At 35.8% G+C, this 14,496-nt stretch carries 17 protein-coding genes; all 17 read left to right on the plus strand.

Annotated elements, in window-relative coordinates; all coding sequences use genetic code 11:
- The first annotated feature begins 14 nt into the window (after positions 1 to 14).
- The 17 genes from CWR48_RS07165 (at position 15) to CWR48_RS07245 (ending at position 14,494) form a co-directional block, all read left to right on the plus strand.
- Positions 15 to 1,958, plus strand: coding sequence for a flagellar hook-length control protein FliK (locus CWR48_RS07165; RefSeq protein ID WP_115772563.1), 1,944 nt, complete (start codon positions 15 to 17; stop codon positions 1,956 to 1,958).
- A gap of 9 nt (positions 1,959 to 1,967) precedes the next feature.
- Positions 1,968 to 2,429: a flagellar hook capping FlgD N-terminal domain-containing protein gene (locus CWR48_RS07170; RefSeq protein ID WP_115772710.1), complete on the plus strand. Its 462-nt coding sequence runs from the start codon at positions 1,968 to 1,970 to the stop codon at positions 2,427 to 2,429.
- A 13-nt stretch (positions 2,430 to 2,442) separates the two neighbouring features.
- A complete protein-coding gene (locus CWR48_RS07175) occupies positions 2,443 to 2,817 on the plus strand; it encodes a TIGR02530 family flagellar biosynthesis protein (RefSeq protein ID WP_115772564.1) in 375 nt (124 codons plus the stop codon).
- 84 nt (positions 2,818 to 2,901) lie between these two features.
- The gene (gene flgG / locus CWR48_RS07180) at positions 2,902 to 3,696 is read left to right on the plus strand and encodes a flagellar basal body rod protein FlgG (protein WP_115772565.1); all 795 of its coding nucleotides are present in this window, start codon (positions 2,902 to 2,904) and stop codon (positions 3,694 to 3,696) included.
- 50 nt (positions 3,697 to 3,746) lie between these two features.
- Positions 3,747 to 3,965 carry a flagellar FlbD family protein gene (locus tag CWR48_RS07185; RefSeq protein WP_115772711.1) on the plus strand — a complete coding sequence of 73 codons (219 nt, stop codon included), beginning with the start codon at positions 3,747 to 3,749 and terminating at the stop codon, positions 3,963 to 3,965.
- On the plus strand, positions 3,958 to 4,377 hold the full coding sequence (fliL, locus tag CWR48_RS07190) for a flagellar basal body-associated protein FliL (RefSeq protein ID WP_115772566.1): 420 nt from the start codon (positions 3,958 to 3,960) through the stop codon (positions 4,375 to 4,377). Before CWR48_RS07185 ends, fliL begins: the two co-directional genes overlap by 8 nt.
- Positions 4,378 to 4,413: 36 nt before the next feature.
- Positions 4,414 to 5,409 carry a flagellar motor switch protein FliM gene (gene fliM, locus CWR48_RS07195; protein ID WP_115772567.1) on the plus strand — a complete coding sequence of 332 codons (996 nt, stop codon included), beginning with the start codon at positions 4,414 to 4,416 and terminating at the stop codon, positions 5,407 to 5,409.
- Entirely contained in the window at positions 5,399 to 6,574 is a 1,176-nt protein-coding gene (fliY, locus tag CWR48_RS07200; protein ID WP_115772712.1) for a flagellar motor switch phosphatase FliY, read from the plus strand. The genes fliM and fliY overlap by 11 nt, the downstream gene beginning before the upstream one ends.
- Positions 6,575 to 6,597: 23 nt before the next feature.
- Positions 6,598 to 6,960, plus strand: a complete 363-nt coding sequence (locus tag CWR48_RS07205; RefSeq protein WP_115772568.1) for a response regulator — start codon at positions 6,598 to 6,600, stop codon at positions 6,958 to 6,960.
- Between the two features lie 16 nt (positions 6,961 to 6,976).
- Positions 6,977 to 7,648: a flagellar biosynthetic protein FliO gene (locus CWR48_RS07210; protein ID WP_147294873.1), complete on the plus strand. Its 672-nt coding sequence runs from the start codon at positions 6,977 to 6,979 to the stop codon at positions 7,646 to 7,648.
- Positions 7,641 to 8,306, plus strand: coding sequence for a flagellar type III secretion system pore protein FliP (gene fliP / locus CWR48_RS07215; RefSeq protein ID WP_115772570.1), 666 nt, complete (start codon positions 7,641 to 7,643; stop codon positions 8,304 to 8,306). Before CWR48_RS07210 ends, fliP begins: the two co-directional genes overlap by 8 nt.
- A 24-nt stretch (positions 8,307 to 8,330) precedes the next feature.
- Positions 8,331 to 8,600, plus strand: a complete 270-nt coding sequence (fliQ, locus tag CWR48_RS07220) for a flagellar biosynthesis protein FliQ (RefSeq protein WP_115772571.1) — start codon at positions 8,331 to 8,333, stop codon at positions 8,598 to 8,600.
- A 3-nt stretch (positions 8,601 to 8,603) separates the two neighbouring features.
- Positions 8,604 to 9,383 carry a flagellar biosynthetic protein FliR gene (gene fliR, locus CWR48_RS07225; protein WP_115772572.1) on the plus strand — a complete coding sequence of 260 codons (780 nt, stop codon included), beginning with the start codon at positions 8,604 to 8,606 and terminating at the stop codon, positions 9,381 to 9,383.
- A gap of 1 nt (position 9,384) precedes the next feature.
- Positions 9,385 to 10,461: a flagellar biosynthesis protein FlhB gene (gene flhB / locus CWR48_RS07230; protein WP_115772573.1), complete on the plus strand. Its 1,077-nt coding sequence runs from the start codon at positions 9,385 to 9,387 to the stop codon at positions 10,459 to 10,461.
- Positions 10,462 to 10,480: 19 nt separating this feature from the next.
- Complete coding sequence (gene flhA / locus CWR48_RS07235) at positions 10,481 to 12,517, plus strand: flagellar biosynthesis protein FlhA (RefSeq protein WP_115772574.1); 2,037 nt, start codon at positions 10,481 to 10,483, stop codon at positions 12,515 to 12,517.
- Positions 12,514 to 13,641 (plus strand): flagellar biosynthesis GTPase FlhF, encoded by a 1,128-nt coding sequence (flhF, locus tag CWR48_RS07240; protein ID WP_115772575.1) that lies wholly within the window; start codon positions 12,514 to 12,516, stop codon positions 13,639 to 13,641. Before flhA ends, flhF begins: the two co-directional genes overlap by 4 nt.
- Complete coding sequence (locus CWR48_RS07245) at positions 13,634 to 14,494, plus strand: MinD/ParA family protein (RefSeq protein ID WP_115772576.1); 861 nt, start codon at positions 13,634 to 13,636, stop codon at positions 14,492 to 14,494. Before flhF ends, CWR48_RS07245 begins: the two co-directional genes overlap by 8 nt.
- Positions 14,495 to 14,496 lie beyond the last annotated feature (2 nt).

The following is a 14,496-nucleotide window of genomic DNA, read 5'->3' on the forward strand; positions in this document are numbered from 1 at the left end:
AAGGAGGTGAATAGGTGAACGCTATCAATATGATTTCTCAGCAGCAAAGTTCCAAAAGTATGGTGGGTGAACCAAATCCTGTAAAGACGGTTAATCGACTTCCTTCGTTTAACAATATTCTCACGAATGAGCGAAGCACGAAGCAGTTAGAATTTCTTCAAGCACATATGGATATAGAAAAGGGTCAAATAACGAACGTAAGTGTAGAGGATCAAGTATTCGCACTGAAACAGCGATTCACTGGACAATCAGTTGGCGAAGCTTCTAATAAAGATTTTCCATTAGATGAAGTGCCAATTGAAATAACGACTGAAATAAACGCATTGCAAAAGAAAATCTCAGAAGCTATTAAAGTATTAGTTAAAGAAATAGAGAAACAACAATTGGAAAATCCTCAACCATTAATAGTAGAAGAACAATTGACTGGATCCGTAACAGATGTTGTTTCAAGCGAAAACACACGGTTAGAAAACGATTCAAATGAAACACTTTCTGAAAAAGTTTCAGAGAATGGGATGAATCCGGAATCCCAATACGTGTTAGCGAAAGAATCAACTACAGTTCAATTAGGCGATGACAATCAACCAATAAATATTGGATTAGAAAGCCTGTTGCACTCTAACCAAATTGTTCAAGCAGTAACCAAAAAGGAACAAAACAATAAACAATTAGATTTAGCTAGTTCTACTAAAGATTTCTGTGTGGAAAGAGATTTAAGTGAAAAATGGGATGAAGTAAAATTTGCTGAAACGGAAGTAAGTCATTCGGATATTTCACTAGATCAAACGCAAATGAAGCAGCTTAATATACAGATGGAATTATTAGAATTGTTGAATTCAGACGGGAAAGTAAATGAATCACAAGATCTAGCCATAGAAAATGAAGCTGAATTAAGGATAGATTTAAAAAAATTGCCGGAAGCATTAGTTGAACAAATAATCCAATTAACAGACATGCTGGAGATGAGCAATTTAGCAAACGAACATTCTAATCAAAATGAATCATTTGTAAACCATTTTATGGAAACATCACAGCTATTGCAGAATCCAATTATAGACAAGACAGTTGATTTATCTTCAATCCAAGAGCAATTAGTAAACGTGTATAAAGAGGTTAAAACCCTTTTATTACAAGTGAAAAGTGAGAAAGATCTTCCAAAAGTAGCACCTAAGATTTTAGAACTGCTCCAGCAATGGTCAGTAATAGAAAAAAAACATGCGGATTCCAGTGAAAGTTCAACCATCCAAACTTTAATGAGAAAGGAAGGAGCAACGGAACAAACAATCTGGAAGGACCTGGTAGAAGTATTTCAAAAAAGGCAGAATGTAGCATCGAAGCAAATATACAATACGGATTCTAAAGTTACCACTCAAGATGTTGTAAAATGGCTAGGAAAAGCTTTGGAAAATCAAGTACAACCGGAACGAGTACTGAGTCAAACGGTAGAATTTATGCCAGCAACACCGATGCAGAAATTAGAGCAATATACGATTCACGTTAATTTGCCACAAGGGAGCGATACGCAATCTTCGGCACAACAATTAATGGATCAATTTCAATCGGTAATAAAGTCTAGTAAATTTCTAACAATGCCTAATGGTACCAATCAATTATCAATTACATTAAATCCAAATAATTTGGGTGAAATAAGACTTCACTTAATGCAAATTGATGGGGAAATGACGGTAAAGATTATCGTTACAACACAGGCTACAAAGGAAATGCTGGAGTCCAATCTTAATCAGTTGAAGCATATGTTTTCGCCAAACCAAGTAGTCATTGAAAAACAAGAATCCATCATGCAGCAAACGAGTGGAGAAATGAGAGAACCTAAGGATCAACAGATGAATAATAAGGACGAGCATGAATCGAACCATCAAGAAAAGAATGAACAACGCTTTCCAGATGATGCGTTTGAAACCCAATTCCGTGAATTGCTAATGAATGAGAAAGTGTAGGTGAATGGAATGAATACAATTGATCCATCATTATATTTAACAAATCAAAAAACAACAAGAGAGCCAAATCCCACATTAGATAAAGATGGTTTTCTAAAAATATTAATGACACAAATTCAAAATCAAGACCCAACAGAGCCGATGGATAGTCAAGCAATGATAGAACAAATGACTTCTTTAACTTCATTGGAGCAAATGATGAATATGTCGAGTTCCATTGAAAAACTTGTTCAAAGCCAATTAATTTCTCCTGTGATTCAATATAGCCATATGATTGGAAAAGAAGTTACATACCAGGCATACGATCAGGTAACAGGTGAATCGCTTGGTGAAAAAACAAGTGCTGTTATTGCTGTTAGTCAAAATGAGGGCTGGGCAATCTTAGAATTGAAAAACGGCGAAAAGATTTATGCTGATGCAGCACTAAAAGTTAGTACAACCGGTTCTGAGGAGGATGTTACAGAAGAATAGAGGGGGATAGAATATGGATCACCGAATACATCAAGTAGCAAAGCAATATGCATTACAATTACCTGCAGCCAAAAAGGCAACTACTATTGAACCAAAGGCAGCATTTAAAGATGTATTAGCGGAACATCAGACATTAAAAATTAGTAAGCATGCTAGTGAACGCATGAGTGAAAGAAATATCCAATTAAATGAGAAACAATGGCAGACGTTAGAAGCAAAAATGCTAGAGGCGAAAGAAAAAGGAATTACGGATTCATTAGTTGTTTTGAAACATGCAGCACTATTAGTGAGTGCAAAGAATAATACAGTTGTAACGGCAATGGACCGAGAAGAAGCAACAAGTAGAATTTTTACAAATATTAATGGAACGATTTTAATTAACGATTAGGCTGGACCCGATTGGGAGGCCATTAAAGCTGTTGACTGATTGATACAGCTAACGAAATTAAACCAATAAAGGGGAAATGAAAAAATGTTACGTTCAATGTACGCAGGAATCTCAGGAATGAAGAACTTTCAAACGAAATTAGATGTTATTGGGAATAATATTGCGAATGTTAATACATCTGGTTATAAAAAGGGCCGCGTTACTTTCCAGGATATGATGAGTCAAACTACAACCAATGCACAAGGAGCAACAGGAACACGCGGTGGTATAAATGCTGTTCAGGTTGGTTTAGGGTCACAACTAGGATCGATTGATAATATTCATACTCAAGGATTTTTACAAACGACAAATAATCCATTAGACCTAGCAATTGAGGGAGACGGGATGTTTGTTTTAGATGGTGGAAATGGAAACAGATATTATACACGTGCTGGTAATCTCTACTTAGATAATGCTGGTAATATTGTTAATTCAAATGGATATTATCTTCTTAACACAGCTGGAGGAAAAATAAATATCCCTTCAACTGCGGAAAGTTTTAATATTGAAACAAATGGTGCTGTTAATTATATTATTGGTACCACTACAACACCCGCTGGCACTATTGGACTAGCTAGCTTCTCTAACCCTGCTGGGCTGTTAAAAGAAGGCAATAACTTGTATTCTAGTACAAATAATGCTGGATTAGGTGCAACCCTTATTCCACCTGAATCTACAGGTGTAGGTTCATTAGTCAGTGGCTCTCTAGAAATGTCCAACGTCGACCTTGCTGAAGAATTCACTGAAATGATTACAGCACAACGTGGTTTCCAGGCAAATACTAGAATAATTACAACTTCTGATGAAATCTTGCAAGAATTAGTAAACTTAAAACGATAATAAGGGGGTAGGGAGTGCCTACTAATCAGTGGTGCACTCCTGCCAATATTATGATTCAACTATCACGTTTAAATGGAGAAGCCTTTATATTAAATGCACTTCTAATTGAACAAATTCAGTCATTACCAGATACAACGATTACTTTGCTAAATGGGAAAAAATTGGTAGTGAAAAACCCTGAAAAAGAAATTGTTCAATTAATTACTGCATATTATCAAACCATTGGATTACAAAAAATTCAAATGGAAGCAGGTGAAAAAAGTGAGTAAGTCGATAAAAGCAATGATAATCACTCTCGTGGTATTATTAATCGCAGCAATTGCCGCATTAGTAGTCATCTTGAATTCTCCTAAAGAAAATGTTCAAGGCAAGGAGCTAACAATAGATGAAGTAGTTGAATATTCTTATGAATCTCCGGAAATAACCACCGACCTTGAAGATGGCAGCTTTGTACGAATTCAATTTCAAATCCTAACAGATAGCAAAGAAGCAAAAGACGAAGTAGGTAAGCGAGAATTCCAGCTAAAAAATATTATTATTAAAGCATTGGCAGAAATGAAGGAAGAAGATTTTAAATCTGGACTAGAAAATCTAGAGGATGTATTAAGAATAAAATTAAATGAAGTAATGAAAGATGGCAGTATCACTGCTGTTTATACGATAAATAAAATTCTGCAATAGTGGGTAAATACTCCAATCTGGAGGTGAGTGATTGTAATGGAAGAAATTCTTTCGCAAAATGAAATTGATGCATTATTATCTGCTATTAGTTCAGGAGAAATGAATGCAGAAGAGCTAAAGAAAGAAGAACAAGAAAAAAGGATTCGCACCTATGACTTTAAACGAGCATTGCGTTTTTCAAAAGATCAGATTAGAAGTATATCAAGAATACATGAAAATTATGCTCGATTATTAACGACGTTCTTTTCAACGCAATTTAGGTCATTTGTAAATATATCTGTAACATCAGTAGATCAAATCCCGTTTGAAGAATTTATTCGTTCTGTACCGAAATTGACGGTATTAAATATATATAGTGTCGAGCCACTCGATGGTAGACTAATTATGGAAATTAACCCAAATATTGCTTATGCAATTTTAGATCGAATTCTCGGTGGGAAAGGAAATAGCACTTATAAAAATGAAGGGTTAACGGAAATTGAAAAAATATTGCTACGGCAAATTTTTGAAAAAACGACTGATAGCTTAACCGAAGCGTGGTCATCGGTTGCAGAAATCAATCCAAGTTTAGAAAGTTTTGAGGAGAACCCTCAATTTCTACAAATGATTTCTCCTAATGAAACGGTTGTCGTTGTTTCATTAACCACAGTAATTGGTGAGGCAAGTGGGATGATTAATATTTGTATTCCATATATTTTACTGGAACCAATAATACCGAAATTATCTGCGCACTATTGGATGCAATCCTCTAATAAAGAGCGTGATTATGAAAGCTACCATAAATTAATAAAGCATGTTCAACAAGCAGAAATAGATGTAAAATCAATATTGGGAGAAACGACTATTTCGATTCAGGAATTTTTGAAATTGGACAAACAAGATATTATTGCGTTGGACCAACCAATCGATCATCCTCTTGCATTAGTAATTAATGATGAACCTAAATTTAGTGTACAGCCAGGGAAGTATAAAAACAAAATGTCTGTACAAGTATTAGAAGAAATTAAAGGGGGGAATGAAGATAATGAATGACGGTATGCTGTCTCAGGAGGAAATTGATGCATTGTTAAATGTTGGCTCTGACGATGATGATCTAGAAGATAAAGCGTCTGAACAACAAGGTTATCTATCTAATATTGAGATAGATACACTAGGTGAAATAGGAAATATTTCATTTGGTAGTTCTGCAACAACACTTTCCACTTTGCTTAATCAAAAAGTGGAAATTACAACACCAGGTGTATCAGTGATTGAAAAAAAAGATCTAAATGAAGCATTTTCTTTTCAACCAGTGAGTATCCAAGTGAGTTATACTCAAGGATTTACAGGTAAAAATGTATTCATTATTAAGGCAACAGACGCTGCAATTATTGCTGATATCATGATAGGTGGCGATGGTACTAATCCGGATATGGAATTAAATGAGATTCATTTAAGTGCAGTTCAAGAAGCAATGAATCAAATGATGGGTGCAGCAGCAACTAGTATGTCTACCATATTTGATAGGAAAGTAGATATCTCACCACCATCCATATTAAATGATTCGGTGATAAAAAACGAAACCTTCTTTGATGAGGATGCATATGTCAGAGTTTCCTTTCGATTAATGGTAGGAAATCTTATAGACTCAGATATGATGCAACTTATGCCAATGCAATTTGCGAAGCAGCTAGTTGATCAATTATTGAATCAGGAAGCAGCTACAGATCAGGAGGACTTGACTACTGAAGTTACTGCAACAATTGACACGTTGGAAAGAACGTTAGAGCCTGAAGTAGAACACTTTCCACAAATCCCATCTACTTATCAGCAATCTACAGGATATCAAGAAGCACAGGAATCACAATTTTTAGGAAATCATGTCGGTGCACAACCAGCAACAATTCAGGAAGCATCATTTTCTAATTTTGAAAAAGTGGAATTAAATCATTTCGAACAGAGAAATTTGGATATGCTGCTTGATATTCCTTTAAAAATAACCGTTGAACTTGGTCGTACGAAACGAACAATTAAAGATATCCTTGATCTCACGTCCGGTTCAATTATTGAACTCGATAAACTGGCAGGTGAGCCCGTAGATATCTTAGTTAATGATAAACTAATTGCTGAGGGAGAAGTAGTGGTCATTGATGAGAATTTTGGTGTTCGTGTTACAGATATTATTAGTAAGCCCGACCGATTAATGAAATTAAAATAATGAATGATTATGGGGGAATTATAATGGCAAAAAGAATTTTGGTAGTAGACGATGCGGCATTTATGCGGATGATGATTAAAGATATTTTGACTAAGAATGGCTATGAAGTTGTTGGCGAAGCACAGGATGGCGCACAAGCAGTTGAAAAATATAAGGAACTTATACCTGATCTAGTGACAATGGATATTACAATGCCAGAGATGGATGGGATTACTGCATTAAAAAATATCAAAGGATTTAGCCCGGAGGCAAAAATAATCATGTGCTCCGCAATGGGACAACAAGCAATGGTTATCGATGCGATTCAAGCTGGAGCAAAGGATTTTATTGTTAAGCCGTTTCAAGCTGATCGTGTAATTGAGGCAATTCAAAAGGCGTTAAGTTAAGAAACGAGTGAGGATCTTGAATAATAAAACTATGATTTACTTTTGTCTTTCTGTTGTTTTGCTACTATATGTACTCCCTAGTACTATTGTAGTAGCAGCAACAACACCAAATGCTAAGGATTGCATTGAGAAAGCGATTGAGTGTGAAGAATTAAATGGCACGATTAATAATGAAACTGAGAAAGATAATGAAGAACCTCTTGTAAGTGGGGATAATACGGAGTCATTAGCATTATCTTTAGTACGGATGTTTTTTGCATTATTATTAGTTTTAGCCCTAATTTATTTTCTATTAAAGTTTTTAAATAAACGCAATAAATCACTAAATAATCAAGTAAAGGCGTTAGAAAAATTAGGCGGAATTTCACTAGGACAAAATAAAACGATTCAGCTCGTACGTGTTGGCAACCAAATATTTCTACTCGGTGTTGGTGATAATATTGAGTTAATAATGGAAGTCACAGAAGAAAAAGTAATAGAAGCCCTTCTTGAGAAGGATGAAAACGCGACAGATAATTTTACTGCAGGATCTCTATTCCAATCGTTTCTTTCATCGAAAACAGATGGCAAAAAAGCTACAAAAAGTAAGGAGTTCAATAAATTGTTTTCCAATGAACTTGATAACTTAAAGAAAAACAGAAAAAAATTGATCAACAAGCATGAACAGAAGGAAGATAAGCATGAATGAATTTATTGATATGTTTTCGAGTTCAGATCCTTCAAATGTAGCAACATCTGTTAAATTGCTTTTATTATTAACGGTTTTATCTATAGCACCGGGAATCCTAATTTTGATGACGAGTTTTACTAGAATCATTATTGTATTGTCATTTGTTCGAACATCACTTGGTACGCAACAAATGCCGCCAAACCAAGTACTTCTTGGCCTTGCACTGTTTTTAACCTTCTTTATCATGGCACCGACATTTAATCAAGTGTATGATGAAGCATTAGCGCCTTTATTCGCTGAGGAAATCACGTTGGACGAGGCATATGAAAATGCAAGCACACCATTAAAGGATTTCATGGCAGGTCATACAAGACAAAAGGATCTAGCATTATTTATGAATTACTCACAGATTGAAAGCCCTAAGTCAATTCAAGATATTCCACTTACAACCTTGGTACCTGCTTTCGCAATTAGTGAGTTAAAAACAGCATTCCAAATGGGCTTTATGATTTTTATCCCATTCTTGGTAATCGACATGGCTGTTGCAAGTATTCTTATGTCGATGGGAATGATGATGCTACCGCCTGTTATGATTTCTTTACCATTTAAAATATTATTATTTGTTTTAGTAGACGGTTGGTATTTGATTACACATTCCTTGTTAAACGGTTTTTAGGTTGATGAAAGGGGCTTTTGGTAAATGAGTAGTGAATATGTATTGGCATTGGCAGAGAAAGCGATAACTACATTATTGCTAGTAACAGGACCATTATTAATAGTAGCGCTTGTAGTTGGTCTGCTTGTCAGTATTTTTCAAGCAACAACACAGATACAAGAACAAACATTGGCCTTTGTCCCAAAGATTATTGCGGTATTGGTTGGTTTAATTTTTCTTGGCCCATGGATGTTAACAACGATGGTAGAATTTACTGCCTCTATATTTCAAAGTTTAAATCAGTTTGTAGGGTAAATTATGCTTGAAATGATTAATTTGAACAGTTTACCAGTATTTCTTTTAATCTTTGTAAGAGTGATGGCGTTCTTTGTTACAATGCCATTATTTTCGTATCGTACGATTCCAATGCAATTTAAAATAGGCTTTAGTTTTTTCCTAGCATTAACGATGTTTTATACAGTTGATTCGTCCATGATTACAATTGATGGGATGTTCCTCTTTCTATTAATGAAAGAGGCAATTGTTGGATTATTCATTGGGCTAATCGCCTTTATTATACTTTCTGCTATTCAAGTTGCAGGCGGATTAATTGATTTTCAAATGGGCTTTGCGATTGCTAATGTTATGGATCCACAAACAGGTGCTCAAAGTCCAATCAGTGGACAGTTTTTATACATTATTTCTTTATTATTCCTCTTATCAGTTGATGGTCATCATTTAATCATCGATGGAATTTATAACAGTTATCAATTTATTCCGTTAGAAGCATTTATTCCTTTTGAAAATAAATCGATTGCTGATTTCGTCATTCAATCGTTTAATAATATGTTTTTGATTGCTTTCCAAATTGCGATCCCGATTGTCGGCTGCCTATTTTTAGTTGATATTGCGCTTGGAATTATTGCAAGAACTGTTCCACAATTAAACGTTTTTGTTGTCGGACTCCCACTGAAAATAATTGTAAGTTTTGTCGCAATAGTAATATTTCTATCACTTTACATGTCGCTTGCACAGTATTTATTCGATACGATGTTCAAGGCGATGCGTGGACTTATGCAATTATTCGGGGGTGCTTAACTTGCGGCTAAAAATGGATCTACAGTTTTTTGCAGGTGAGAAAACCGAGAAGGCAACACCGAAAAAAAGGCAGGATGAGCGTAGGAAGGGAAAGGTTGCGAAAAGTCAGGACATCAATGCTGCAATTCTACTATTGAGCAGCCTGGTTACGTTAATCGTTTTTAGTAAGAATATATTAGGTAATATGATGTTACTATTTGAGCAGTTCTTTATTAATTTTGATAGAGAGGTCACCATTTCAAGTGTCATGCAAGTATTCATAACCGCAGTTTTTGAACTTGCTAAATTGGTAGCACCAATCTTTGTCATCTCTATTATTGCTGCGATTGCTTCGAACTTCTTACAAATTGGTTTTTTATTTACGACCGAATCACTAAAGTTTGATTTAAAGCGAATTGATCCAATCCAAGGAGCAAAACGGATATTTTCGATACGTGCTTTAGTAGAGTTATTAAAATCTTTATTGAAGATTGTTTGTATTGGCTCGATAACCTTCTTTATTATTTGGATGTATAAAGATGAAATGTTAATGACGGCATTTACCAATGCAGAGGGTGCCCTTTCCTTCTTCGGAAGGGTTACTGCAACAATGGGGATTTCCGCTACGATTGCATTATTATTTTTAGCAATCCTTGATTATGCTTATCAACGTTTTGATTTTGAAAAGAACTTACGAATGTCAAAACAGGATATAAAAGATGAGTATAAAAATATGGAAGGTGACCCATTAATTAAATCCAAGATTAAAGAGAGACAAAGACAAGCAGCAACAAGGCGGATGATGAGTGAAGTACCAAATGCCGATGTCGTGATTACGAATCCAACTCATTTCGCGATTGCGATAAAATATGATGAAAAAAAAGCAAGCGCACCATATGTGTTGGCAAAGGGTGTCGATCAAACGGCATTGAAGATTAAGGAAATTGCGAAGGAACATGATGTCGTAATGGTAGAAAATCGTCCATTAGCGCGGGCACTATACAAAGCCATTGAGATTGGTGACGTCATACCAGAGGAATTTTACCAAGCAGTTGCTGAAATTTTGGCTTATGTTTACCGATTAGAGAAAAAAGCTTAAGCAATGAGGAGAGTCATCCATGAAAGTACGTGATATGTCCGTTCTTGTAGCGGTAATTGTAGTAATAATGATGCTAGTAATTCCATTACCTGGATGGCTATTAGACATACTTATTTTAGTTAATATAACCCTTTCCTTAATCGTTATTTTAGTATCAATGAACACAACGGAAGTGCTGCAATTTTCCGTTTTCCCTACATTGATTCTATTATTAACGTTATTTCGTTTAGCATTAAATGTATCAACGACAAGAGCGATATTATCAGAAGGAAATGCTGGTGGTGTTGTTGATACATTCGGATCATTCGTAATTGGCGATAATCCACTAGTAGGTTTTGTTGTATTTATCATTTTAGTCATTATCAACTTCCTAGTTATTACAAAAGGTTCGGAACGTGTATCGGAAGTAGCAGCAAGGTTCTCTCTTGATGCGATGCCTGGAAAGCAAATGGCAATCGATGCAGACTTGAATGCTGGTCTAGTTTCTGAGAAAGAAGCTAGAGAAAGGCGTGAGAAAGTGGAACGTGAAGCAGATTTTCATGGTTCCATGGATGGGGCAAGTAAGTTCGTTAAAGGGGATGCAATTGCAGGTATCATTATTGTTATTATTAATATCGTATTTGGAATAATCATCGGAATGATGCAAATGGGAATGCCAATTGGAGACGCTGTAACAACCTTTACTCGTCTAACGGTTGGTGACGGGTTAGTAAGTCAAATCCCAGCATTATTAGTGTCAACGGCAACAGGGATTGTAGTGACTAGATCAAGTGGTTTAGGAAATTTAGGTACACAAGTAACTGGACAGCTAACGCAATATCCGAAATTATTATTTATTGCTGCAGCGACAATCTTTCTAATTGGTGTTATCACTCCAATTAACTTTCTATTAACAACGACGCTAGGAGGATTATTGGCGATTTGTGGCTACATATTATTAAAACAATCGAAAGAACCAGAAATCCCAGATGTTGAAGAAGATGTACAGGCAGAGAGCTCGGCGATGCGCTCTCCGGAAAATGTTGTCAATTTATTAAATATGGACCCAATCGAATTTGAATTTGGCTATGCACTTATTCCACTAGCAGATGCAAATCAAGGTGGAGATTTATTAGACCGAATTGTGATGATTCGAAGGCAGCTGGCAATCGAACTTGGGATTGTTATTCCGGTCGTACGTATCCGTGATAATATTCAACTTAATCCGAATGAATATCGCCTTAAGATAAAAGGAAATGTCGTCGCTTCTGGTGAGTTACTGCTTGATCATTATCTGGCGATGGCCCCAGGAATTGATGATGATGAAATTGAAGGAATCGACACAACGGAGCCTGCATTTGGCCTGCCAGCTAAATGGATAAGTGAAGAAATGAAGGATGAAGCTGAATTATCCGGCTATACAGTAGTCGACCCACCATCTGTTGTTTCCACACATATTACGGAAGTCATTAAGAACCATGCACATATTTTATTAGGTAGACAAGAAACCAAACAATTAATTGATCACTTAAAAGAGTCGTATCCAATTTTAGCAGATGAAGTAACGCCCGAACCACTTGCAATTGGTGATATTCAAAAAGTACTTGCAAAGTTACTTAGAGAGAATGTATCGATTCGTAATTTACCAATCATCTTCGAAACGCTTGCGGATTTTGCAAAATTAACGAATGATACGGAGCTATTAGGGGAATACGTTAGACAAGCATTATCAGCCCAAATAACAAAGCAATATACGAATGATGACTTGTCATTAAAGGTAATCACTGTATCTGGTAAAGTTGAAAAGACAATTGCTGAGAACATTAAGCAAACAGAACATGGCAACTATTTATCACTTGATCCAGAATCACAGCAATTGATAATAAAGACGATTCATGAGCAAGTTGAAAAATTAACCATTCAGGAAGAGGCTGCGATTGTTTTATGCTCGCCTGCAATTCGCATGTATTTAAAACAACTACTAGACAGATTCTTACCACAGGTTGTTGTATTATCCTATAATGAGCTAGAACCTAATGTACAAGTTCAAAGTGTTGGGGTGGTGAATGTAGCATGAAGATGAAAAAATATATAGCACCAACAATGCCGGAAGCAATGAAGCAGATCCGCAAAGAGCTTGGTCCTAATGCCGTCATTTTGAACTCACAAGAAATACAACAAGGTGGGTTCATGGGATTATTTAAGAAGAAAAAGATAGAAGTAGTTGCTGTACTTGATTCAGTCCCATTACCAGCAAACGCGGAGGAAAAAAAAGCAGTCTTACCTAAATTGACCGATTCCTTCTCGTCATTACAAGAAAAGAACGCCAATGCAATCGTTATAAATGAGATTAAGCAGCTAAAGAAAATGATGGAATACCAAGCGGAGAAAATGAAGACACATTATCCAATCCAATATGAAGAAATGTATCAATATTTACTCTATCAAGAGGTAGATCCGACGATTGCTCAAAAAATAATGGATTTGCTTATTGAGCGGCACGAAAAAGCAGGGATTAGCGCAGAATTAAAAGAAATGAAACAAGACACGAACAAAGTTATAAAGGATTTGCTCGAAAATATTTCCTTTAAAGGGATTGAATACGAGAAGAAAATTATTCAATTTGTCGGTCCAACAGGAGTAGGAAAAACGACGACAATTGCTAAAATTGCTGCGAATATGATATTAAAGGATCATAAAAAGGTCGCGTTTATTACAACAGACACCTATCGAATCGCTGCAATCGAGCAACTAAAAACGTATGCAAAAATTTTAAATATACCGTTAGAGGTCGCTTATTCGATTTCGGATTATAAGCTTGCAGTGCAAAACTTTCAGGAATACGATGTAATCCTAGTTGATACGGCTGGTAGAAACTTTCGTGATCAGAAGTATGTTCGCGAACTAGAAAAAAGTGTGGACATCCATATTGAAATGGATACGTATCTGGTACTATCCTTAACAGCTAAACCGCAAGATATAACGGAAATATTTGATCAATTCGGTCATCTTTTCATAAAAGAAGTGATCTTTACGAAAATTGATGAGACACGACAGTATGGCAGTATGCTCAATATTATGTTAGATAAACAAATCGGAATTGCCTATATTACAAACGGACAAGATGTTCCAGATGATTTGTTGCAAGTAACACCCGATCAAATTGCAGCATTTATAGTAGGTGATTTTGGTGATGCATGATCAAGCGGCGAGCTTACGGAGAAAATTAGCATTTACGGATAATTCGAAGCAAGCGAAAACCCTTTGCATTATAAGTGGTAAGGGTGGGGTTGGCAAATCAAATATTGCCCTCAATTTCTCATTGGAACTAATTAATAAAGGTAAGAAAGTATTGCTAATTGATTTAGATGTTGGCATGGGGAATATTGATATTCTATTGGGTTTACATGCAGAAAAGACAATTTTTGATATGTTTCATGATTTCGAGTCTATTCATGATATTATTGAACTAGGACCTAAGAACCTCGGATTCATTGCGGGTGGTTCTGGTGTAAGTGAGTTTTTTTCCCTTGATGAGGAGAAAAAGGAGCATTTTTATCATCAGTACAATGAGGTCATTCGAATGTATGATTATATTATTTTCGATATGGGTGCCGGTGTATCGAATGAAAGTTTATTTTTTATTTTGGCGGCAGATGAATGTATCGTTGTGACTACTCCTGAGCCAACATCGATTACGGATGCATATAGTGCGATTAAATTTGTTATTAACAGGGAACGGGCAATGCCGATATCGGTAATTATGAATCGAGTCGCCTCTCTGAAAGATGGGGAGCGGTCATTGGAGCGATTTAAGCAGGTCGTGTCACAATTTTTACAGGTTGAAGTTAGAAAGCTCGGTATTCTCCCAGATGACAAAAGTGTTTCGAAGGCTGTAATCAAACAAACACCATTTATACTATTTGATGAGAAGTCAAAAATATCAAAAGCAATGCAAGAATTGACATATTATTATTTATCAAATGCGAAAGCACGAAAGACGATAGAGGGTTCTTTTATCAAACGATTAAAACAATTACTATTGGAGAGGTAAAA

Source organism: Oceanobacillus arenosus, assembly GCF_003369575.1.
Classification (GTDB): Bacteria; Bacillota; Bacilli; order Bacillales; family Amphibacillaceae; genus Oceanobacillus; species Oceanobacillus arenosus.

Excerpts from the sequence above, each read along its gene's own strand:
- fliP (WP_115772570.1), top strand. The coding sequence starts at position 7,641 with ATGAATGAATTTATTGATATGTTTTCGAGTTCAGATCCTTCAAATGTA.
- CWR48_RS07185 (WP_115772711.1), top strand. The coding sequence starts at position 3,747 with ATGATTCAACTATCACGTTTAAATGGAGAAGCCTTTATATTAAATGCA.
- fliQ (WP_115772571.1), top strand. The coding sequence starts at position 8,331 with ATGAGTAGTGAATATGTATTGGCATTGGCAGAGAAAGCGATAACTACA.
- CWR48_RS07245 (WP_115772576.1), top strand. The coding sequence starts at position 13,634 with ATGCATGATCAAGCGGCGAGCTTACGGAGAAAATTAGCATTTACGGAT.
- flhF (WP_115772575.1), top strand. The coding sequence starts at position 12,514 with ATGAAGATGAAAAAATATATAGCACCAACAATGCCGGAAGCAATGAAG.
- CWR48_RS07205 (WP_115772568.1), top strand. The coding sequence starts at position 6,598 with ATGGCAAAAAGAATTTTGGTAGTAGACGATGCGGCATTTATGCGGATG.
- flgG (WP_115772565.1), top strand. The coding sequence starts at position 2,902 with ATGTTACGTTCAATGTACGCAGGAATCTCAGGAATGAAGAACTTTCAA.
- fliR (WP_115772572.1), top strand. The coding sequence starts at position 8,604 with ATGCTTGAAATGATTAATTTGAACAGTTTACCAGTATTTCTTTTAATC.
- flhA (WP_115772574.1), top strand. The coding sequence starts at position 10,481 with ATGAAAGTACGTGATATGTCCGTTCTTGTAGCGGTAATTGTAGTAATA.
- fliM (WP_115772567.1), top strand. The coding sequence starts at position 4,414 with ATGGAAGAAATTCTTTCGCAAAATGAAATTGATGCATTATTATCTGCT.
- CWR48_RS07175 (WP_115772564.1), top strand. The coding sequence starts at position 2,443 with ATGGATCACCGAATACATCAAGTAGCAAAGCAATATGCATTACAATTA.
- CWR48_RS07170 (WP_115772710.1), top strand. The coding sequence starts at position 1,968 with ATGAATACAATTGATCCATCATTATATTTAACAAATCAAAAAACAACA.